This is a genomic window from Burkholderia alba, assembly GCF_034721475.1.
Classification (GTDB): Bacteria; Pseudomonadota; Gammaproteobacteria; order Burkholderiales; family Burkholderiaceae; genus Burkholderia; species Burkholderia alba.
Genome location: NZ_JAWJWL010000026.1, coordinates 50,560 through 70,259, shown reverse-complemented (window position 1 = coordinate 70,259; position 19,700 = coordinate 50,560). Strand labels below are relative to the sequence as shown.

The window sequence follows — 19,700 nt, the reverse complement described above, 5'->3', positions numbered from 1 at the left end:
CGGCCCCCGCCGCCGCGTCGGCGGCCGTCGCGTCCGACGCGTCGGCAAGCGCGCCGGCCGCCGACGCGAGCGCCGCCGCCCCGGCGACAGCCGCGTCGCCCGCCGCCGACGCGAGCGCCGCCGCACCGGCTTCGGTCGCCGCCGCGCCCGCCGCGCCGACCGCGCCGTTCTCGGTCGATTCGTCGAAGATCAATTCGGGCGACACCGCTTGGATGCTGACTTCCACCGCGCTCGTGCTGTTCATGACGATTCCGGGTCTCGCGCTGTTCTACGGCGGCATGGTCCGCAAGAAGAACGTGCTGGCGACCGTGATGCAAAGCTTCGCGATCACCGCGCTGATCACCGTGCTGTGGACGGTGGTCGGGTACAGCCTCGCATTCACGCCGGGCAGCGGCTTCATCGGCGGCTTCTCGCGCGTGTTCCTGTCCGGGATGAACTACATCCACGGCGACAAGGCCACCACGCTGACCGTCAGCCATCTCGCGCCGACGATTCCCGAAACCGTCTACTTCGTCTACCAGATGACGTTCGCGATCATCACGCCGGCGCTGATCTGCGGCGCATTCGCCGACCGGATGAAGTTCTCGGCGATGCTCGTGTTCATGACGCTCTGGTCGCTGGTGGTCTATGTGCCGATCGCGCACATGGTGTGGGAGCCGACCGGCTGGCTGTCGTCGGACGGCGTGCTCGACTTCGCGGGCGGCACGGTGGTGCACATCAACGCCGGTATCGCGGGCCTGGTGTGCTGTCTCGTGCTCGGCAAGCGGGTCGGCTACGGCCGCGAGGCGATGCCCCCGCACAACCTGGTGCTGACGCTGATCGGCGGCTCGATGCTCTGGGTCGGCTGGTTCGGCTTCAACGCGGGCTCGGCGGTGGCCGCCGACGGCCGTGCCGGCTTCGCGATGCTGACCACCCAGGTGGCGACCGCCTGCGCGGCGCTCGGCTGGATGTTCGCCGAATGGATCGCGAAGGGTAAGCCGTCCGTGCTGGGCATCGTATCGGGCGCGGTTGCCGGGCTCGTCGCCATCACGCCGGCCGCGGGTTTCGTCGGCGTCGCCGGTGCGCTCGTGATCGGGATCGCGGCGGGCGTGGTGTGCTTCTGGTCGGCGACGTGGCTCAAGATGAAGCTCGGCTACGACGATTCGCTCGACGCGTTCGGCGTGCACGGCGTGGGCGGGATTCTCGGCGCGCTGCTGACGGGCGTGTTCGCGGTGAAGGACATCGGCGGCGCCGACGGCAGCCTGCTGCTGCAGGCGAAGGGCGTCGCGATCACGCTGATCTACAGCGGCGTCGTCAGCTTCGTGCTGCTGAAGGGCATCGACTTGGTGATGGGCCTGCGCGTGTCGGAAGAGGAAGAGCGCGAAGGCCTCGACGTGATCCTGCACGGCGAGCACGTCGAGTAAGTACAGGGATCGGATTCAGCCGGGCACGCGGCGCGCATCGACGCGCCGGGCCCGGACCGTATGAGCGCAGCGACTTCGGCCCGCCTCCCGGCGGGCCTTTTTTCTTTCTTACGGCGGCCGACCCTACTGGCAATCGGGTCAATAGCCAGAAACATCCTTGAAACCCTTGCGAATGCGGGAACAATCCCCAAATGCGGTAGGCAATTGCTCTACAATCTTTTTTCTCCCGTCCGCGAGTGATTCATGGTTCCCCACCTCGTTACGGCGTTAAACGGTCCGCTGCTCGAACTCGAGCGGAAGATCCTCGACGCCACGCCTGCCATCGAACGCTGGTTCAGGCTCGAATGGCAGGAACACACGCCGCCGTTCTACTGTTCGGTCGATCTGCGCAACGCGGGCTTCAAGCTCGCGCCGGTCGATGCCAACCTGTTTCCCGGCAGCTTCAACAACCTGCCGCCCGAAGTGCTGCCGCTCGCCGTCCAGGCGGCGATGGCCGCGATCGAGAAGATCTGCCCCGACGCGAAGAACCTGCTGGTGATTCCGGAGCTGCCGACCCGCAACGCGTTCTATCTCGAGAACGTCGCGCGGCTCGCGACGATCATGCGCCAGGCAGGCCTCAACGTGCGCTTCGGCTCGCTCGATCCGAGCATCACCGACGTCACGCCGATCACGCTCGCCGACGGCCAGAAAATCGTGCTCGAACCGCTCGAGCGCACGCCGCGGCGCCTCGGCCTGAAGAATTTCGATCCGTGCTCGATCCTGCTGAACAATGATCTGTCCGCGGGCGTGCCCCCCGTGCTCGAGAATCTGCACGAGCAGTATCTGCTGCCGCCGCTGCACGCGGGCTGGGCGGTGCGCCGCAAGTCGACCCATTTCTCGTGCTATGACGACGTCGCGAAGAAGTTCGCGAAGATGGTCGGCGTCGATCCGTGGATGGTGAATCCGTACTTCGCGCATGTCGAGGACATCGACTGGCAGGCGCAGGAAGGCGGCGGCGCGCTGGCCGAGGCGATCGACGCGGTGCTGAAGAAGATCGCGCGCAAGTACCGCGAATACGGCATCAGCGAAAAGCCCTACGTGGTCGTGAAGGCGGACGCCGGCACGGCGGGGCGGGGTGTGATGACCGTCCACGACGCGGCGGAAATCGGCCGGATGACGAAGCTCGAGCGCGCGCAGATGTCGGAGTCGAAGGCCGGGCTCGCGGTGCGCGACGTGATCGTGCAGGAAGGCGTGTACACGTTCGAGCGGATCGGCGACGAAGTGGCCGAGCCCGTGGTGTACATGATCGACCGCTACGTGGTGGGCGGGTTTTACCGCACGCACGGCGCGCGCGAGCGCGATCAGAATCTGAATGCGCCCGGCATGCACTACGTGCCGCTCGGTTTCGAGCACACGGCGCTGCCCGATGCGCATGCGAAGCCGGGCGCGGCGCCGCCGAACCGCTTCTACATGTATGGCGTGGTCGCGCGGCTCGGTCTGCTCGCGTCGTCGGTCGAGCTGGAAAAGACCGATCCGGAAGCCATTCAGGTGTAACGCGGGACGCGCGCCGCGCGCGTCCCCCAGCTAAAAGTATCAGGGACTGCATGGACATCCTCTTTATCGCCGACCCGCTCGATCGCTTCAAGATCTACAAGGATTCGACCTACGCGATGATGGCCGAGGCGGCGCGGCGCGGCCATGCGGTGTACGCGTGCGAGCCGCATCATCTCGCCTGGACCGGGTCGAGCGTCGACGCGGACGTGCGCCGCGTGACGTTCGTCGGCGACGCCGTCGACCTGCATCGCACGCCGTGGCACGAGGCGGCGCCCGTCGAGGCACGCGCGCTGGCGTCGTTCGGCGCGGTGCTGATGCGCAAGGATCCGCCGTTCGACATGGAGTACGTGACGTCGACCTGGCTGCTCGAACTGGCGGAGCGCCGCGGCGCTCGCATCTTCAACAAGCCGCAGGCGATCCGCGATCACTCGGAAAAGCTCGCGATCGGCGAATTTCCGCAGTTCGTCGCGCCGACGCTCGTCACGCGCGACGCGGCCCGGCTGCGCGCGTTTCACGCCGAGCACGGCGACGTGATCCTGAAGCCGCTCGACGGGATGGGCGGAATGGGCGTGTTCCGGGTGAAGCCCGACGGCATGAACCTCGGGTCGATCGTCGAGATGTTGAGCCACGACGGCGCGCGCTCGGTGATGGCGCAGAAGTTCATCCCGGAGATCAAGGCGGGCGACAAGCGGATCCTGCTGATCGGCGGAGAACCGGTACCGTATTCGCTCGCCCGGATTCCGCAGGGCAGCGAGGTGCGCGGCAATCTGGCGGCGGGCGGTATCGGCGTCGCGCAGCCGCTCACCGCGCGCGACCGCGAGATCGCCGCGGTGCTCGGGCCGGTACTGGCGCCGCGCGGGCTGCTGCTGGTCGGGCTGGACGCGATCGGCGACTGGCTCACCGAGGTGAATGTCACCAGCCCGACCTGTTTCCGCGAAATCATGGAGCAGACCGGCTTCGACGTCGCCGCGATGTTCATCGATGCACTGGAGCGCGCCGCCGGCTGACGCGCCCGACAACCGGCGGCGGCCGCGCAGGCCCCCCGTCGCCGGCAGGGTTGACCGGCCTGCTACAATGCCCGTTCGCCCGGCACGGTTTTCGTGCGTCAGGCCCGGCGGTCGGGCCGAACTTGTTGCAAGGCTGACATGGCAGGCATTCTCATCATCGCGCATGCACCGCTCGCTACCGCTTTGCGGGACTGCATCTCGCACATCTACGGCGGGCTGCCCGCGCGCATCGGTTGCATCGACGTGCAGGCGGACAACGACCCGGCCCAGGTGATGGCGTTCGCGCACGCCGAAGTCGCGCGCCTGAAGGAAGAAAACGGCGCGCTCGTGCTGACCGACATGTACGGCGCGACGCCCGCGAACATCGCGGGGCAGCTCGCGAAGATCGACGGCGTACGGGTTCTGGCGGGCGTCAACCTGCCGATGCTCGTGCGCGCCGTCTGCTATCGCGCGACGCCGCTCGACACGCTGGTCGACAAGGCGCTTGCAGGCTCGACGAAAGGTATCCACGAAGTCGCGGCCGGCACGCCGCCGCCGTGCGCAGCCGCGCTGGGCTGCGGCGAATGCGCGCCGATCCCGCCCGAACCGAAGCCGCAGACCGAAACGCACTGATCGGACGAATCCACGCTCACCCTTTCCCGGCCGGCGATCCGGATCGCCGGCAGTCCTGACCTCATCGGAACACCATGCTTCAGCAAGAAACGACCATCGTGAACAAATTGGGGCTGCATGCTCGCGCGTCGGCCAAGTTGACCCAACTGGCGGGGAATTTCCGGTCGGAAGTCTGGATGACCCGCAACGGCCGCCGGATCAACGCGAAGAGCATCATGGGCGTGATGATGCTGGCCGCCGGGATCGGCAGTACGGTGACGATCGAGACGGAGGGTCCGGACGAAACGGAAGCGATGGATGCGCTGCTGAAATTGATCGCGGACAAGTTCGGCGAAGGTCAGTGAACCGCGCGCTTGCAGCGCACCGGTTTTTGATGAAAATGCCGCGGAATTCCGCGGCATTTCTTTTTTCCGCCGCAATAATGCATTGACCGCCATGCTGCGCCGCACGCAGTCACTGAGGGGGCGCGGAATTTATAATCGGCTACCGGGGTCATAAGCGCATCGCAGCGGTGCGCCGCGGCTTACATGATGAGAGGAGGTGCGCGTGTCTTTCACGCTGCATGGAATTCCCGTTTCAAGAGGCATCGCGATCGGACGTGCATATCTGATCGCGCCGGCGGCGCTCGACGTCGCGCATTACCTGATCGAATCCACCCAGATCGAGGCCGAGGTGGGGCGATTCCGTACATCGCTGGATGCGGTCCGCGTGGAACTGGATGCGCTGCGCGCGGACCTGACGGCCGATACGCCGTCGGAAGTCGCCGCGTTCATCGACGTGCACGCGATGATCCTGAACGACGCGATGCTCGTGCAGGAAACCATCGACCTGATCCGTACGCGGCGCTACAACGTCGAATGGGCGCTGACCGAGCAGCTCGACCTGCTCGCGCGTCATTTCGACGACATCGAGGACGAGTACCTGCGCGAGCGCAAGGCCGACATCGAACAGGTGGTGGAGCGCGTGCTGAAGGCACTCGCCGGCGCGCCGTCGGCTTCGCAGGCGCTCGACGGCGCGGCGGGCGACGGCAAGGAGGAGATGATCGTCGTCGCGCACGACATCGCGCCCGCCGACATGATGCAGTTCAAGACCCAGGCGTTCCAGGCGTTCGTCACCGATCTCGGCGGCCGCACGTCGCACACGGCGATCGTCGCGCGCAGCCTCGGCATTCCGGCCGCGGTCGGCGTGCAGCATGCGAGCGCGCTGATCCGCCAGGACGACCTGATCATCGTCGACGGCGACCAGGGCATCGTGATCGTCGATCCGGCCCCGATCGTGCTCGAAGAGTATGCGTACCGGCAGTCGGAAAACGCGCTCGAACAGCGCAAGCTGCAGCGGCTCAAGTTCTCGCCGACGCAAACCTTGTGCGGCACGAAGATCGATTTGTACGCGAACATCGAACTGCCCGACGATGCGAAGGCGGCCGCCGACGCGGGCGCGGTGGGCGTCGGCCTGTTCCGCTCCGAGTTCCTGTTCATGAACCACAAGAACCGGATGCCGGAGGAGGAGGAGCAGTTCGCCGCGTACCGGCGGGCGGTCGAGCTGATGCGCGGAATGCCGGTGACGATCCGCACGATCGACGTCGGCGCGGACAAGCCGCTCGATGCGCTCGACGAGGGTTACGAGACCGCGCAGAACCCGGCGCTCGGGCTGCGCGCGATCCGCTGGAGCCTGTCCGAGCCGCAGATGTTCCTCACGCAGTTGCGCGCGATCCTGCGCGCGTCGGTGTTCGGCCAGGTGAAGATCCTGATCCCGATGCTCGCGCACGCGCAGGAGATCGACCAGACGCTCGACCTGATCCGCGAAGCGAAGCGCCAGCTCGACGATGCGGGGCTCGCGTACGACCCGAACGTGCGGGTCGGTGCGATGATCGAGATCCCGGCGGCGGCGATCGCGCTGCCGCTGTTCCTCAAGCGGGTCGATTTCCTGTCGATCGGCACCAACGATCTGATCCAGTACACGCTGGCGATCGACCGCGCGGACAACGCGGTCGCACATCTGTACGACCCGTTGCATCCGGCGGTGCTGCATCTGATCGCGTACACGCTGCGCGAGGCGAAGCGCGCGGGCGTGCCGGTGTCGGTGTGCGGGGAGATGGCGGGCGATCCGGTGCTGACGCGGCTGCTGCTCGGCATGGGGCTCACCGAGTTCTCGATGCATCCGAGCCAGTTGCTGGTCGTGAAGCAGGAGATCCTGCGCGCGCATCTGAAGGCGCTCGAGAAGCCGACGGCCGACGTGCTGGCAGCGTTCGAGCCGGCGGAAGTGCAGGCGGCGCTCGAACGGCTCGCGAGCGCGGAGCCGAGGGCCGACGTCGCCGCGTAGCGATCTCGCCGGCGCGCGCCGGCCCTATCGGCGAACGGCGGCGCCGGGCGCCCCGCAGACGGGGCAGTCCGGCTGCCGCGCGATCTTCATCGTGTTCCATTCCATGCGCAGCGAATCGAGCATCATCAGCCGGCCGGCCAGCGTCGTGCCGATGCCGCCGATCACGCGCAGCGCCTCGGCCGCCTGCATCGCGCCGATGATGCCGACCGTCGGCGCGAACACGCCCATCGTCGAGCAGGCGACTTCCTCGAACGGCTGATCCTCCGGAAACACGCACGCGTAGCACGGCGAGGCCGCGTCGCGGAAGTCGAACGTGCTGATCTGGCCGTCGAAGCGCAGCGCCGCGCCCGAGACGAGCGGTACGCGGTGCGCGACGCACGCGCGGTTGATCGCGTGGCGGGTCGCGAAATTGTCGGTGCAGTCGAGCACCACGGTCGCGCCGGGCACGGTCCGGTCGAGCCACGCATCGTCGACGCGTTCGGCGACCGCATGAACCCGTATGTCCGGATTGAGCCGCGCGAGCGCATCGCGGCCCGATTCGACCTTGCTGCGCCCGACCGAGGCGGTCTCGTGCAGGATCTGCCGCTGCAGGTTGGTGAGGTCGACCGTATCGGCGTCGACGAGCGTCAGCGTGCCGACCCCGGCGGCCGCCAGATACATCGCGGCGGGCGAGCCCAGGCCGCCCGCGCCGACCACGATCGCGTGCGCATCGAGAAAGCGCTGCTGCGCCTCGATGCCGATCTCGTCGACGAGGATATGGCGGGAGTAGCGGAGGAGTTGATCGTCGTTCATCGGGGGGCGTGCGAGCGGGGACGCGGTCTCGTTATTCTAAGCGCGCAAAGAAAAGGGGCCATCGCGGCGTGCGCCGCGATGGCCCGTCGGTCCGGCCGGGCGCTTACTGCGGCGCCGACGCCGGCTGGGCGGACGAAGCCGGCTTGGCGGCCGCCTTCGAGGCCGGCTTTGCCGCGGCGGCGGACGAAGCCGCCTTGCCGCCGGTTGCCGGGCCCTTCACGCTGTCTGCGAGCAGGGATTTCGATTCCTGCACCGGCTTGCCTTCGAGCTTGTTCAGCGCCTGCTGCATCATGAAGTCGTCGGCGGTGCCGAACTCGACCGGCTTGCGGTCGCGGTCCTTCTGGCGCTGCTCCGGCGTCTTCTTGTCGTTCTGCTCCTCGAGCACGCGCAGTTGCTCCATGCGGCGCTGTTCGCGGTCTTCCTGCTCCTTCTTCTCGTTCGGATCCTGCGTGTTCGCGAGGTGGTTCGAGTAGTCGACTTCGCGCGTCACGAGCACGTCGTCCGGATCGCCGTCCGCGAACTGGTCGACCGGGATGTCCGGCGTGATGCCCTTGTTCTGGATCGAGCGGCCGCTCGGCGTGTAGTAGTAAGCGGTCGTCAGGCGCAGCGCCGAATCGGCGGTCATCGGCCGGACCGTCTGCACCGAACCCTTGCCGAACGTGGTCTTGCCGAGGATCAGCGCGCGGTGCGCATCCTGCAGCGCGCCGGCGACGATTTCCGAGGCCGAGGCCGAGTATGCGTTGGTCAGCACCACCATCGGCACGGTCTTGAAGATCGCCGGGAGATTCTTCAGCGGATCGGAATCGAACGACGGCAGGCGGTAGTTATCGTAGGTATCGCGATAGACCTGCTTCGAATCCGGGATCTGGCCGTTGGTCGACACGACGACGGAATCCGGCGGCAGGAACGCGCCCGCGACGCCCACCGCGCTTTGCAGCAGGCCGCCGCCGTTGTTGCGCAGGTCGAGAATCAGGCCCTTCAGGTTCGGCTGCTGGCGCGCGATGTCCTGCAGCTTCGCGGCGAGGTCCGGCGTGGTGCGCTCCTGGAAGCTCGTGATGCGGATGTACGCGTAGCCCGGATCGAGCATCTTCATCTTCACGCTCTGCACGCGGATGATCGCGCGCGTGACCGTGACGGGGAAGGTGCGCTCGTCGCTCTTGCGGAAGATCGTGAGCGTGACCTTGGTGCCCGGCTCGCCGCGCATCTGCTTGACGGCCTTGTCGAGCGTCATGCCGCGCACGGGGCGGTCGTTGATGCGGGTGATCAGGTCGCCCGGACGGATGCCGGCGCGGAACGCGGGCGTGTCCTCGATCGGCGAGATCACCTTGACGAGACCGTCTTCCTGCGAAATTTCGATGCCCAGGCCGGCGAAGCGGCCCTTCGTCTGCTCCTGCAGCTCTTCGTAGTCGGTCTTGTCCAGATACGACGAGTGCGGGTCGAGGCTCGACACCATCCCCTTGATCGCCGCCGTCAGCAGCTTCTTGTCGTCGACGGGCTCGACGTACTCGCGCTTGATCTGGCCGAACACCTCGGCGAACAGGCGCAGCTGGTCGAGCGGCAGCGGAGCGGTGACGGCGGCCTGCTGGGCCGAAGCCGAGATTTGCAGCGTGGCGAAGACGCCGGTCGCGAGGCCCGCGGCAATCAGGCCGATATTCTTCAATTTCATTCGCATAGAGTCTGGTGCGGTCGGAAAGCGCGTGGCGGTAGCGGGGACAAAAGGACGGTCAAGTATAACTGTTCGCCCAATTACCCTGTGGATCGCGGCGGAACGGGATTCGACAGCGCCGCCGCGGGTAGGTTCGCGGTCGGCCGGGCGCCGGCCGGCGCCCGGTGCGCGGCGGCGTTCAGCCCGCCGCCTTGCCTTGCTGGGCCACGGCGGCCTGTGCCTGGGCGATCGCGGCCTGGTCGCCCAGGTAGTCATGGCGGATCGGCTTCAGGTGTTCGTCGAGTTCGTAGACGAGCGGCACGCCGTTCGGGATGTTGAGGCCGACGATGTCGCTGTCGGAGATGCCGTCGAGATACTTGATCAGCGCGCGCAGCGAGTTGCCGTGCGCGGCGATCAGCACCTGCTTGCCGGCCTTCACCGCAGGCGCGATCGACTCGTTCCACAGCGGCAGCACGCGCGCGACCGTGTCCTTCAGGCATTCGGTGAGCGGCAGCTGCTCGCGCGGCACCTTCGCGTAGCGCGGGTCGCCGTACGGCGCGCGCGCGTCGGTCGGCTCCAGCGCGGGCGGCGGCGTGTCGTAGCTGCGGCGCCAGACCAGGACCTGCTCGTCGCCGAACTTCGCGGCGGTCTCGGCCTTGTTGAGGCCCGACAGCGCGCCGTAATGGCGCTCGTTCAGCCGCCACGAGTGGACGACCGGCAGGTACATCTGGTCCATCTGGTCCTGCACGTGCCACAGCGTGCGGATCGCCCGCTTGAGCACCGACGTGTAGGCGATGTCGAACACGTAGCCGGCATCCTTGAGCAGGACGCCCGCCTGCTGCGCCTCGCGGTTGCCCTGCTCGGTCAGGTCGACGTCGACCCAGCCGGTGAAGCGGTTTTCCTTGTTCCAGGTCGATTCGCCGTGGCGGATGAGAACGAGCTTGTACATAGGTTGCTTGCGGTCGGTAGTGAGGGAAGCGGTCAGCCGACGAGGCCCGGCCGTTGGAGGGGCGCCATCGCGTAAGACGGTTATTTTATAATGGCGGGATTGTCCTTTTCGATTTCTCTTTTTTTCGGCGGATTATCCGTGACGTTCTTTACCGATTACACGAACCTGGCACTCATCGCGATTCTGCTGCTTTCCGGCGGCCTCCTGGCCTGGCCCGCGCTGCGGCGCGGCGGCGGGGGCTTGTCCGCCGCGGAAGCGACCCAACTTATCAATCGCCGGAATGCGATCGTGATCGACCTGCGGCCGGCCGCCGAATTCGGCGCGGGCCACCTGCCGTCCGCCCGCTCGGTCGAGTTCGGCGAGCTGCAGGCGAAGCTCGGCCAGGTGGCGAAGAACAAGAGCACGCCCGTGCTGCTCGTCTGCCAGAACGGCCAGCAGTCGCAAAAGGCGGCAAAAGCCGTCGCGGAAGCGGGCTATGGCGAGGTTCATGTGCTGCAGGGCGGCGTCGCCGCGTGGCAGCAGGCCGGCATGCCGGTCGTCAAATAAAGGAGTGGCGAAGTGAATAAAGTGGTCATGTACAGCACCCAGGTGTGTCCGTATTGCATCCAGGCCGAGCGGCTGCTGAAGCTGCGCGGCGTCGAGCAGGTTGAAAAGGTGCTGATCGACAAGGATCCGTCGCGCCGCGAGGAAATGATGACGCGCACCGGCCGCCGCACCGTGCCGCAGATCTATATCGGCGACACGCACGTCGGCGGCTACGACGATCTGTCGAAGCTCGACCGCGAAGGCGGCCTCAAGCCGCTTCTGGAAGCCGCCTAATTCCGGCAGAATGGCCGCCTTCGCCCCGTTTCGGGGCGACGCGTGCCGCACGCACGACCCAATCGGGCAGCCGGAGGGCTCCGGCTGCCACGTCATTATTTTTAGGGAGCCATCATGTCCGACGTCGAAAACCAACCGTTCTTCAACATCCAGCGCATCTACCTGAAGGATCTGTCGCTCGAGCAGCCGAATTCGCCGGCGATTTTCCTCGAACAGGACATGCCGTCGGTTGAAGTCGAGGTCGACGTGAAGGCCGAGCGCCTGGCGGAAAGCGTGTACGAAGTCGTGGTGTCGGGCACCGTGACGGCGAAGGTCAAGGACAAGGTCGCGTTCCTGATCGAAGCGAAGCAGGCCGGCATTTTCGACATCCGCAACATTCCGGAAGACCAGATCGATCCGCTGGTCGGCATCGCCTGCCCGACCATCCTGTTCCCGTACCTCCGCTCGAACATCGCCGATGCGATCACGCGCGCGGGCTTCCCGCCGATCCACCTCGCGGAAATCAACTTCCAGGCGCTGTACGAGCAGCGTCTCGCGCAGATCGCGCAGCAGCAGGCGGGCGGTGCGCAGGGCGCGCCGAACGGCACGACGCTCAACTAAGTTTCAGTCACTGACCGGTGCTGGGTATGAAAGTAGCCGTTCTCGGCGCCGGTGCATGGGGCACGGCGCTGGCGGGCCATCTGGCCGCGCGGCACGATACGCTCCTGTGGGCGCGCGATCGCGCGCTCGTCTCCGAGCTTGACGCTCGGCACGAAAATGTCCGCTACCTGCGCGGCGTCGCGCTGCCCTCGGCGCTGCGCTACGAAGCCGATCTCTCGACGGCGCTGGCGCATGCGGCGGCCGACGACGCGCTGTGCGTGGTCGCGGCGCCCGTCGCCGGGCTGCGCGCGCTGTGCCGCGCGATGCAGGCCGCGCAATGCGTGCCCGCGCATCTCGTGTGGGTGTGCAAGGGCTTCGAGGCGGACACGCAATTACTGCCGCACCAGATGATCGCGGAGGAACTGCTGGCCCAGTCGAGTCACGGCGTGCTGTCCGGGCCGAGCTTCGCGCGCGAGGTGGGGCAGGGCCTGCCCGTCGCGCTGACCGTCGCGAGCGCGTCGGCCGCGTGCCGAGAGCGCACGCTCGCCGCGTTCCATCACGGCGCGATGCGTATCTATACCGGCGACGACCTGGTCGGCGTCGAGGTCGGCGGCGCGGTGAAGAACGTGCTGGCGATCGCCACCGGCATCGCCGACGGCCTCGGTCTCGGCCTCAATGCGCGCGCCGCGCTGATCACACGCGGGCTGGCCGAGATGTCGAGGCTGGGCGTGACGCTCGGCGGCCGGGCGGAAACCTTCACGGGCCTGACCGGCCTGGGCGACCTGATTCTCACGGCGACAGGCGACCTGTCCCGCAACCGCACGGTGGGTGTGCAACTGGCCGAAGGCCGCACGCTCGAGGCGATTCTCGCGGCGCTCGGCCACGTGGCCGAAGGCGTGCGTTGTGCGCAGGCCGTGCTGTCGATCGCGCGGGCGCGCGGGATCGACATGCCGATCACCGAAGCGGTGTGCGCCGTGCTGTTCGACGACATCGCGCCGCGCGACGCGGTGAGCGGCCTGCTGCGCCGCGACGCGAAGGCCGAGTAGCGAGGACTGTCGCGCGTGCGTCGCACGCGCGTTAGGCTGTGCGCATCGCGAGCCTTGCCGCGGAGCAAGCCATGCCGACTCTCGGATCCACCCTGGTAGAAGCGCGTGTCGTGGATATCACGACGCTCGAACTCGATGCGATCGTCAACGCCGCCAACGAGACCCTGCTGGGCGGGGGCGGCGTGGATGGCGCGATCCATCGCGCGGCGGGCCCCGGGTTGCGGCGCGAGTGCGCGGCGCTCGGCGGCTGCGCGACCGGCGACGCGAAACTCACGCGCGGCCATCAACTGCCCGCGCGCTACGTGATCCATACGGTGGGCCCGGTGTGGCGGGGCGGCGCGCACGACGAGGCGGCGCTGCTGGCGTCGTGCTACCGGCGCGCGCTCGATCTGGCGGCGGACGCGGGATGCGTGTCGCTCGCGTTCCCCGCGATCAGCTGCGGCGTGTACCGATTCCCGGCCGCCGCCGCGACCGCGATCGCCGTACGCACCGTGGCCGGCGCCCTGGCGGGCCGGCGCTTCGAGCGGATCGTCTTCGCCTGTTTCTCCGACGACATTCTCGCGCTCTATCGCGCCGAACTCGCGCGCTTCTGACGGCTTCCGGCGCTTACGCGCCGCCTTCGAAGCCCGCTTGCCGCCACGCTTCGAATACCACCACGGCGACCGTATTGGACAGATTCAGGCTGCGATTGTCCGGCCGCATCGGCAGCCGCACGCGCTGTCCGGCCGGGAAGCGCTCGAGCAGCGCGGCCGGCAGCCCCCGCGTTTCGGCGCCGAACACGAACCAGTCTCCCGGCTGGAACGCCTGGTCGTGAAAACGGCCCGAGCCGCGCGTCGTGAACGCGAAGAGGCGAGCCGGGTCCGGCGTTTCGGCGGCGAGGAACGCGTCCCAGTCACGGTGGACCTGCATCTGCGCGTACTCGTGATAATCGAGCCCGGCGCGGCGCAGCTTGGTGTCGTCGAGCGGGAAGCCGAGCGGCTCGATCAGGTGCAGGCGCGCGCCCGTGTTGGCGCACAGGCGGATGACGTTGCCGGTGTTCGGCGGGATTTCGGGTTCGACCAGGACGACGTTGAACATGATTCGGATTCGGACGGTAAATGCGTGAGTCGGACCAACATCAATCTTGCGGGGTGCGCAGCGCGACGAAATTCGTCACGCGCCGCGCGCCCGCTTCCTTCAGCTTATGCGCGAGCGCGTCGAGCGTCGCGCCCGACGTCATCACGTCGTCGACGAGCCCCACGTGCAGCCCCGCCACCGGGCGCGTCAGCGCGAACGCGGCGGCGACGTTGGCGCGCCGCGCGCCGGCATCGAGCCGCGACTGCGGCGCGGTATCGGCGACCCGCTCGGCGAGCGTCGCGGCGGCGCGTACCCGCAGCCGGCGGGCGAGCGGGCGCGCGATCGCCCATGCCTGGTTGTAGCCGCGTTCGGCGAGACGCCGCCGCGCCAGCGGGACGGGAGCGATCAGGTCGAGCCCGTGCGCGGCGCCGAGCCGATCGTCCGCCAGCCGGGCGAGCCGGGCGGCGAATTCCGGGCCGAGCGCGAGCCGCGCACGAAATTTCAGGTCGAGCGCGAGCCCGTCGAGCGGCGCGCGGTAGTCGGCCAGCGCGAGCGTCGCGTCGAACGGCGGCGGCGCGTCGCGGCATGCGCCGCACCGGTAGCCGCCCGTGCGCCGAGATCGCCCGGCGGGTAGCGGCAGCGCGCACTGCGCGCAGCGCAGCCGCGCTTCGTTCCAGTAGGCGGCGTCGCAATGCGCGCAAATCGTCGGATGTGACAAATTGCCGCATAGCGCGCACTGGTTCGGCAGCATCCGCGCCGAGACGCGCGCGAGCGTCTCGGCCGCGCACATTAAGGGTGCGCGAATGCTGCGCTGCAAAATCGCCGGGTATTTCATCCGCTTGGCTCCTGCGAGGGCCGCTTCGCTGAAGGGCGTGAGGCGAGCGAGTATACTTCGGGCTCTTCGCCAGTTTGCCCGACATGTCCCCAGCTCCCGCACCCTCTAGCCGTCCGGCCTATGATTCCCGACGTCTGCGGCGGATCTTCGACCGCCGCGCCGCCGCGTTCGACGCCGTGGCCTTCCTGCCGCGCGAGATCGCGCAGCGGATGTGCGAGCGCCTCGATTACATCAAGGTGACGCCCGCCGGCGTGCTCGACGCGGGCTGCGGCGTCGGCGACGACCTGCCGTTGCTGCGCGCGCGGTTTCCCGAGGCGCCGGTGTTCGGCGTCGATCTGTCCGGCGAGATGCTGGCCCGCGCCGGCGAGCGCGAGACGGTCGAGACGAACTGGCGCCGCTTCCTGCCCGCGTCGCTCGCGAAGGCGCTCGGCAATCGCGGGCCGCGCGTCGCGCAGGCCGATTTCTCCGAGCTGCCGTTCGCCGGCGGCTCGTTCGATTTCCTCTGGTCCAATCTTGCGCTGCACTGGCATTCGCGGCCCGATCTCGTGTTTCCGGAATGGCAGCGGGTGCTGCGGGTCGACGGGCTGCTGATGTTCAGCACGCTCGGCCCCGACACGCTGCGCGAATTGCGTGCAGCGTATGCGCAGGCCGAGGCGGCGGTGGGCGGCGAACGGGCGGACGCGCATGTGGTCGAGTTCGTCGACATGCACGATCTGGGCGACATGCTGGTCGAGAGCGGCTTCGAGATCCCGGTGATGGATCAGGAAGTGCTGACCGTCACCTATAAGTCCGCCAACTCGCTGCTCGCGGACGTGCGCGGCTGGGGCGCCTATCCGTTCGAGCGCGATCTGCTCCGGCCGGGTCCGTCGCGGCGCCTGCGGCGCGCGCTCGACGATGCGCTCGAGGCCCGCCGGCGCGACGACGGCACGATTCCGCTGACTTTCGAGGTGATCTACGGCCATGCATGGAAAGCGGTGCCGCGAACCACTGCCGAGGGGCACGGCATCGTGCGGATCGAGGACATCGGAAAAGGGCGTCCGAGGCATCGTTGAAGCGGTAAAGCGCGGATTTGTTATGTCTGAAATTAGCGGTCGGAAGCGAGTGGAAAAAGCCCCCCGAAATGGCGGGGAAGCTTGTCGTGCTTGGCTCGCCGGGCGATAGGCGTTTGCTTGTGGATGCCATTGATCGCGCCTATAATGCGTCAGTTTGTCGTCCTGGGGGTCCCTACAATACAGGGCGGCGGGCCCGATGCGGGCAAGCACCACGTGCCATTCGCAAGAGGTGGCGATGGAAGCAGCGGACGGGTTGACGGATGCCGAGCCGGTCCTGAAGGACTGGCTGATGAAGCGTAACTGCTCGGTATCGCCGCGCCAGTTCGTGGCGTTCTATGCGTCGCTCGCGGCATGTTCGCTTGTCATCGCCACTGCGTTGCTGTGGCGCGGTGCGTGGCTCGTGCTGCCCTTCACCGGGATCGAGTTGCTGGCGGTAGGCGTCGCGTTCGCCATCTACGCGCGCCATGCGGTCGATTACGAACGCATCCGGCTGTTCCCTCACCGGCTCGTGATCGAGCGGATGAGCGCGGAGCAGCTGACGCAGATCGAATTCAACCCGCGCTGGGTGCGGGTCGAGCCGGGTGCGTCGCCGCGCGATCCGATCCGGCTGGTGTCGCGTGGGCAGGCCGTCGTGGTCGGGCAGCATCTCGCGCAATACCGGCGCGCGCAGTTTGCACACGAATTGCGTGTGTCGCTGCTGCGCTGCGGCTGAACGAGGCGGCCGCCGCGCAGCGAGGCAGCTCGCGACGGGGGAGGGTTTGAATGGAAATTTTGGGTAAGGAAGCTATGAAAACAATCAAGCGAGCCCTGACGGGCGTGCTGGCATGCAGCGGGTTGCTCTTTGCCGGTGCCGCCCTGGCGGTCGGTGACAGCCCGGGCGGCCCCCGTGTCAACGAGATCAATCTCCAGGCGCCTGCGACGAAGATCGCCGAGGAACTCTACGATCTCCACACGATGATGCTGATCCTGTGCACGGTGATCTTCGTCGCCGTGTTCGGCGTGATGTTCTATTCGGTTTTCGCGCACCGCAAGTCGAAAGGCCACAAGGCCGCCAATTTCCACGAAAGCACCACCGTCGAAATTATCTGGACGATCGTGCCGTTCGTCATCGTCGTGCTGATGGCGCTGCCCGCCACCAAGACCGTCGTCGCGATGAAGGACACGACCAACGCCGACCTGACGATCAAGGTCACCGGCTACCAGTGGAAGTGGGGCTACGACTACGTGAAGGGTCCGGGCGAAGGCATCAGCTTCCTGTCGACGCTGTCGACGCCGCGCGCCGAAGTGAACGGCCAGCAGCCGATCACCGACACCTATCTGCAGGAAGTCGACCACCCGCTCGTCGTGCCGGTCAACAAGAAAATCCGCATCATCACCACCGCGAACGACGTCGTGCACTCGTGGTACGTGCCCGCGTTCGGCGTGAAGCAGGATGCGATTCCGGGCTTCGTGCGCGATACGTGGTTCAAGGCCGACAAGGTCGGCACCTTCCGCGGTTTCTGTACCGAACTCTGCGGCAAGGAACACGCGTACATGCCGGTCGTCGTCGAAGTGCTGTCGGACAACGACTACGCGGCCTGGGTCAAGGACCAGAAGGCCAAGCTGGCGGCGGCCTCGGTCGATCCGAACAAGGTGTATACGAGCGCGGAGCTGATCTCGCACGGCGAAGAAGTCTACAAGGCGAACTGCGCGGTCTGCCACCAGCCGAACGGCAAGGGCCTCGGCGCGTTCCCGGCGCTCGACGGCAGCAAGATCGCCAACGGTCCGATCGCCCAGCACGTCAGCATCGTGCTGCACGGCAAGGGCGCGATGCCGACCTGGGCGTCGCTGTCGGACCTCGACATCGCATCCGTGATCACCTACGAGCGCAATGCGTGGGGCAACCACATGGGCGATTCGCTGCAGCCGAAGCAGGTGGCCGACGCGCGCAACGGCAAGATGCCGGAAGGCGGCGCGCAGGCCGCGGCGGCGCCGGCGGACGCCGCATCGGACGCGGCAGCCGCGCCGGCACAGGCCGCGCTGCCCGCCACCGTCTACTTCGAAACGGGCAAGAGCGACCTGCCGGCGGACGCGAAGGACGCGATCGCCGCGGCGGCCGATTACGCGAAGGCGCATCCGGACGCGAAGCTGGCGCTGTCGGGCTTCACCGACAAGACCGGCTCGGCCGACGTCAACGCGGAACTCGCGAAGCACCGCGCGCAAGCCGTGCGCGATGCGCTGAAGGCTGCGGGCGTCACGGAAGACCGCATCATTCTCAAGAAGCCGGAAACGGTCACGGGCGGGGCGGACGCGAAGGAAGCGCGCCGCGTCGAGATCGCGCCGGCGGCGTAACGTGTCGTTGTGATTGTCGCAGTATTCGCATTAGGAGATTTTCATGTCTAGCATCGGGCACGATGTAGCCGGCCACGGCCACGAGCACGACGACCACGCGCACGCAACGCCGCACGGTTGGCGCCGGTGGCTGCTCGCCACCAACCACAAGGACATCGGGACGCTGTACCTGCTGTTCTCCTTCATCATGTTCCTGTCGGGCGGCGTGATGGCGCTCGGCATCCGCGCCGAGCTGTTCGAGCCGGGCCTGCAGATCATGCGTCCGGAGTTCTTCAACGAACTCACGACGATGCACGGTCTGATCATGGTGTTCGGCGCGATCATGCCGGCGTTCGTCGGCTTCGCGAACTGGATGATTCCGCTGCAGATCGGCGCATCCGACATGGCGTTCGCGCGGATGAACAACTTCAGCTTCTGGCTGCTGCCGGTCGCCGCGGTGCTGCTGGTCGGCTCGTTCTTCGCGCCGGGCGGCGCGACGGCCGCCGGCTGGACGCTGTACGCGCCGCTGTCGACGCAGATGGGCCCGGGCATGGACTTCGCGATTTTCGCGGTCCACTTGATGGGCGCGTCGTCGATCATGGGCGGGATCAACATCGTCGTGACGATCCTGAACATGCGCGCGCCGGGCATGACGCTGATGAAGATGCCGATGTTCGCGTGGACCTGGCTGATCACCGCGTACCTGCTGATCGCCGTGATGCCGGTGCTGGCGGGCGCGATCACGATGGTGCTGTTCGACCGCCACTTCGGCACGTCGTTCTTCAACGCGGCGGGCGGCGGCGATCCGGTGATGTACCAGCACATCTTCTGGTTCTTCGGCCACCCCGAGGTGTACATCATGATCTTGCCGGCGTTCGGGATCGTGTCGCAGGTGATCCCGGCGTTCGCGCGCAAGCCGCTGTTCGGCTACAGCTCGATGGTGTACGCGACGGCGTCGATCGCGATCCTGTCGTTCATGGTCTGGGCGCACCACATGTTCGCGACCGGCATGCCGGTCACGGGCCAGCTGTTCTTCATGTACGCGACGATGCTGATCGCGGTGCCGACGGGCGTGAAGGTGTTCAACTGGGTCGCGACGATGTGGCGCGGTTCGCTGTCGTTCGAAACCCCGATGCTGTTCGCGATCGGCTTCCTGTTCGTGTTCACGTTCGGCGGCCTGACGGGCCTGATGCTCGCGATGGCGCCGCTCGACATCCAGTATCACGGGACCTATTTCGTGGTCGCCCACTTCCACTACGTGCTGGTGGCGGGCTCGCTGTTCGCGCTGTTCTCCGGGTGGTATTACTGGGCGCCGAAGTGGACCGGCTGGATGTACAACGAGACGCGCGGCAAGATCCACTTCTGGGCGTCGATGATCTTCTTCAATCTGACGTTCTTCCCGATGCACTTCGTCGGCCTCGCCGGCATGCCGCGTCGCTACGCCGACTACCCGGCCCAGTTCACCGACTTCAACCAGGTCGCGACGATCGGCGCGTTCGGCTTCGGCCTCGCGCAGGTGTACTTCCTGTTCGCGGTCGCGCTGCCGGCGTATCGCGGCGGCGGCGAGCTGGAAAAGGCGGACGACAAGCCGTGGGACGGCGCGACGGGCCTCGAATGGACGGTGCCGAGCCCGGCTCCGTTCCACACCTTCGAGAACCCGCCGACGGTCGAGTAACGCTCGAAGTCGACGCCGCTCTCGGCCCGCTCCGGCGGGCGAGGGCGGCGCAATCCAGAACCAGG

At 67.3% G+C, this 19,700-nt stretch carries 20 protein-coding genes; 15 read left to right on the top strand and 5 right to left on the bottom strand.

Features of this window, described 5'->3' with window-relative positions; translation table 11 throughout:
• The 6 genes from RZR99_RS25830 to ptsP all read left to right on the top strand — a co-directional run.
• A partial coding sequence (locus RZR99_RS25830; protein WP_323122620.1) for an ammonium transporter occupies positions 1-1,403 on the top strand: 1,403 nt, incomplete at its 5' end.
• A gap of 243 nt (positions 1,404-1,646) precedes the next feature.
• Positions 1,647-2,936, top strand: a complete 1,290-nt coding sequence (gshA, locus tag RZR99_RS25825) for a glutamate--cysteine ligase (RefSeq protein WP_323122619.1) — start codon at positions 1,647-1,649, stop codon at positions 2,934-2,936.
• Between the two features lie 50 nt (positions 2,937-2,986).
• Positions 2,987-3,943: a glutathione synthase gene (gshB, locus tag RZR99_RS25820; RefSeq protein ID WP_323122618.1), complete on the top strand. Its 957-nt coding sequence runs from the start codon at positions 2,987-2,989 to the stop codon at positions 3,941-3,943.
• A gap of 138 nt (positions 3,944-4,081) precedes the next feature.
• Positions 4,082-4,555: a PTS sugar transporter subunit IIA gene (locus RZR99_RS25815; RefSeq protein ID WP_323122617.1), complete on the top strand. Its 474-nt coding sequence runs from the start codon at positions 4,082-4,084 to the stop codon at positions 4,553-4,555.
• A 74-nt stretch (positions 4,556-4,629) separates the two neighbouring features.
• Positions 4,630-4,899 (top strand): HPr family phosphocarrier protein, encoded by a 270-nt coding sequence (locus tag RZR99_RS25810; RefSeq protein ID WP_323122616.1) that lies wholly within the window; start codon positions 4,630-4,632, stop codon positions 4,897-4,899.
• 202 nt (positions 4,900-5,101) lie between these two features.
• The gene (gene ptsP / locus RZR99_RS25805) at positions 5,102-6,877 is read left to right on the top strand and encodes a phosphoenolpyruvate--protein phosphotransferase (RefSeq protein ID WP_323122615.1); all 1,776 of its coding nucleotides are present in this window, start codon (positions 5,102-5,104) and stop codon (positions 6,875-6,877) included.
• Positions 6,878-6,901: 24 nt separating this feature from the next.
• Here the strand turns inward: ptsP and RZR99_RS25800 are convergent, their stop codons facing one another.
• The 3 genes from RZR99_RS25800 to gpmA all read right to left on the bottom strand — a co-directional run bounded on the left by RZR99_RS25800 (position 6,902) and on the right by gpmA (position 10,263).
• A complete protein-coding gene (locus tag RZR99_RS25800; protein ID WP_323122614.1) occupies positions 6,902-7,669 on the bottom strand; it encodes a HesA/MoeB/ThiF family protein in 768 nt (255 codons plus the stop codon).
• 103 nt (positions 7,670-7,772) lie between these two features.
• On the bottom strand, positions 7,773-9,341 hold the full coding sequence (locus RZR99_RS25795) for a S41 family peptidase (RefSeq protein ID WP_323122613.1): 1,569 nt from the start codon (positions 9,339-9,341) through the stop codon (positions 7,773-7,775).
• A gap of 172 nt (positions 9,342-9,513) precedes the next feature.
• Complete coding sequence (gpmA, locus tag RZR99_RS25790) at positions 9,514-10,263, bottom strand: 2,3-diphosphoglycerate-dependent phosphoglycerate mutase (protein WP_323122612.1); 750 nt, start codon at positions 10,261-10,263, stop codon at positions 9,514-9,516.
• A 138-nt stretch (positions 10,264-10,401) separates the two neighbouring features.
• Here gpmA and RZR99_RS25785 point away from each other — a divergent pair, with 138 nt between their 5' ends.
• The 5 genes from RZR99_RS25785 (at position 10,402) to RZR99_RS25765 (ending at position 13,300) form a co-directional block, all read left to right on the top strand.
• Positions 10,402-10,809: a rhodanese-like domain-containing protein gene (locus tag RZR99_RS25785; RefSeq protein ID WP_323122611.1), complete on the top strand. Its 408-nt coding sequence runs from the start codon at positions 10,402-10,404 to the stop codon at positions 10,807-10,809.
• Positions 10,810-10,821: 12 nt separating this feature from the next.
• Positions 10,822-11,082 (top strand): glutaredoxin 3, encoded by a 261-nt coding sequence (gene grxC / locus RZR99_RS25780; RefSeq protein ID WP_323122610.1) that lies wholly within the window; start codon positions 10,822-10,824, stop codon positions 11,080-11,082.
• A 114-nt stretch (positions 11,083-11,196) separates the two neighbouring features.
• A complete protein-coding gene (gene secB / locus RZR99_RS25775) occupies positions 11,197-11,682 on the top strand; it encodes a protein-export chaperone SecB (RefSeq protein ID WP_323122609.1) in 486 nt (161 codons plus the stop codon).
• A 26-nt stretch (positions 11,683-11,708) separates the two neighbouring features.
• Positions 11,709-12,707 (top strand): NAD(P)H-dependent glycerol-3-phosphate dehydrogenase, encoded by a 999-nt coding sequence (locus RZR99_RS25770; RefSeq protein ID WP_323122608.1) that lies wholly within the window; start codon positions 11,709-11,711, stop codon positions 12,705-12,707.
• A gap of 71 nt (positions 12,708-12,778) precedes the next feature.
• Positions 12,779-13,300, top strand: coding sequence for an O-acetyl-ADP-ribose deacetylase (locus RZR99_RS25765; protein ID WP_323122607.1), 522 nt, complete (start codon positions 12,779-12,781; stop codon positions 13,298-13,300).
• Positions 13,301-13,313: 13 nt separating this feature from the next.
• Here the strand turns inward: RZR99_RS25765 and trmL are convergent, their stop codons facing one another.
• Together trmL and RZR99_RS25755 are read right to left on the bottom strand one after the other, a co-directional pair.
• Positions 13,314-13,784: a tRNA (uridine(34)/cytosine(34)/5-carboxymethylaminomethyluridine(34)-2'-O)-methyltransferase TrmL gene (trmL, locus tag RZR99_RS25760; protein ID WP_323122606.1), complete on the bottom strand. Its 471-nt coding sequence runs from the start codon at positions 13,782-13,784 to the stop codon at positions 13,314-13,316.
• A gap of 40 nt (positions 13,785-13,824) precedes the next feature.
• A complete protein-coding gene (locus RZR99_RS25755; protein ID WP_323122605.1) occupies positions 13,825-14,598 on the bottom strand; it encodes a ComF family protein in 774 nt (257 codons plus the stop codon).
• A gap of 83 nt (positions 14,599-14,681) precedes the next feature.
• Here RZR99_RS25755 and RZR99_RS25750 point away from each other — a divergent pair, with 83 nt between their 5' ends.
• The 4 genes from RZR99_RS25750 (at position 14,682) to ctaD (ending at position 19,635) form a co-directional block, all read left to right on the top strand.
• Positions 14,682-15,650: a methyltransferase domain-containing protein gene (locus tag RZR99_RS25750; protein ID WP_323122604.1), complete on the top strand. Its 969-nt coding sequence runs from the start codon at positions 14,682-14,684 to the stop codon at positions 15,648-15,650.
• 235 nt (positions 15,651-15,885) lie between these two features.
• Positions 15,886-16,362: a DUF2244 domain-containing protein gene (locus RZR99_RS25745; protein ID WP_323122603.1), complete on the top strand. Its 477-nt coding sequence runs from the start codon at positions 15,886-15,888 to the stop codon at positions 16,360-16,362.
• Positions 16,363-16,412: 50 nt separating this feature from the next.
• Positions 16,413-17,981 carry a cytochrome c oxidase subunit II gene (gene coxB / locus RZR99_RS25740; RefSeq protein WP_323122602.1) on the top strand — a complete coding sequence of 523 codons (1,569 nt, stop codon included), beginning with the start codon at positions 16,413-16,415 and terminating at the stop codon, positions 17,979-17,981.
• 43 nt (positions 17,982-18,024) lie between these two features.
• Positions 18,025-19,635: a cytochrome c oxidase subunit I gene (ctaD, locus tag RZR99_RS25735; RefSeq protein ID WP_323122601.1), complete on the top strand. Its 1,611-nt coding sequence runs from the start codon at positions 18,025-18,027 to the stop codon at positions 19,633-19,635.
• Positions 19,636-19,700 lie beyond the last annotated feature (65 nt).

Coding starts and splice junctions, on each gene's coding strand:
- RZR99_RS25795 (WP_323122613.1), bottom strand. CDS start 9,341: ATGCGAATGAAATTGAAGAATATCGGCCTGATTGCCGCGGGCCTCGCG.
- coxB (WP_323122602.1), top strand. CDS start 16,413: ATGGAAATTTTGGGTAAGGAAGCTATGAAAACAATCAAGCGAGCCCTG.
- ctaD (WP_323122601.1), top strand. CDS start 18,025: ATGTCTAGCATCGGGCACGATGTAGCCGGCCACGGCCACGAGCACGAC.
- RZR99_RS25810 (WP_323122616.1), top strand. CDS start 4,630: ATGCTTCAGCAAGAAACGACCATCGTGAACAAATTGGGGCTGCATGCT.
- RZR99_RS25800 (WP_323122614.1), bottom strand. CDS start 7,669: ATGAACGACGATCAACTCCTCCGCTACTCCCGCCATATCCTCGTCGAC.
- gshA (WP_323122619.1), top strand. CDS start 1,647: ATGGTTCCCCACCTCGTTACGGCGTTAAACGGTCCGCTGCTCGAACTC.
- RZR99_RS25745 (WP_323122603.1), top strand. CDS start 15,886: ATGGAAGCAGCGGACGGGTTGACGGATGCCGAGCCGGTCCTGAAGGAC.
- gpmA (WP_323122612.1), bottom strand. CDS start 10,263: ATGTACAAGCTCGTTCTCATCCGCCACGGCGAATCGACCTGGAACAAG.
- RZR99_RS25750 (WP_323122604.1), top strand. CDS start 14,682: ATGTCCCCAGCTCCCGCACCCTCTAGCCGTCCGGCCTATGATTCCCGA.
- trmL (WP_323122606.1), bottom strand. CDS start 13,784: ATGTTCAACGTCGTCCTGGTCGAACCCGAAATCCCGCCGAACACCGGC.
- RZR99_RS25815 (WP_323122617.1), top strand. CDS start 4,082: ATGGCAGGCATTCTCATCATCGCGCATGCACCGCTCGCTACCGCTTTG.
- RZR99_RS25770 (WP_323122608.1), top strand. CDS start 11,709: ATGAAAGTAGCCGTTCTCGGCGCCGGTGCATGGGGCACGGCGCTGGCG.
- RZR99_RS25755 (WP_323122605.1), bottom strand. CDS start 14,598: ATGAAATACCCGGCGATTTTGCAGCGCAGCATTCGCGCACCCTTAATG.
- secB (WP_323122609.1), top strand. CDS start 11,197: ATGTCCGACGTCGAAAACCAACCGTTCTTCAACATCCAGCGCATCTAC.
- RZR99_RS25765 (WP_323122607.1), top strand. CDS start 12,779: ATGCCGACTCTCGGATCCACCCTGGTAGAAGCGCGTGTCGTGGATATC.
- gshB (WP_323122618.1), top strand. CDS start 2,987: ATGGACATCCTCTTTATCGCCGACCCGCTCGATCGCTTCAAGATCTAC.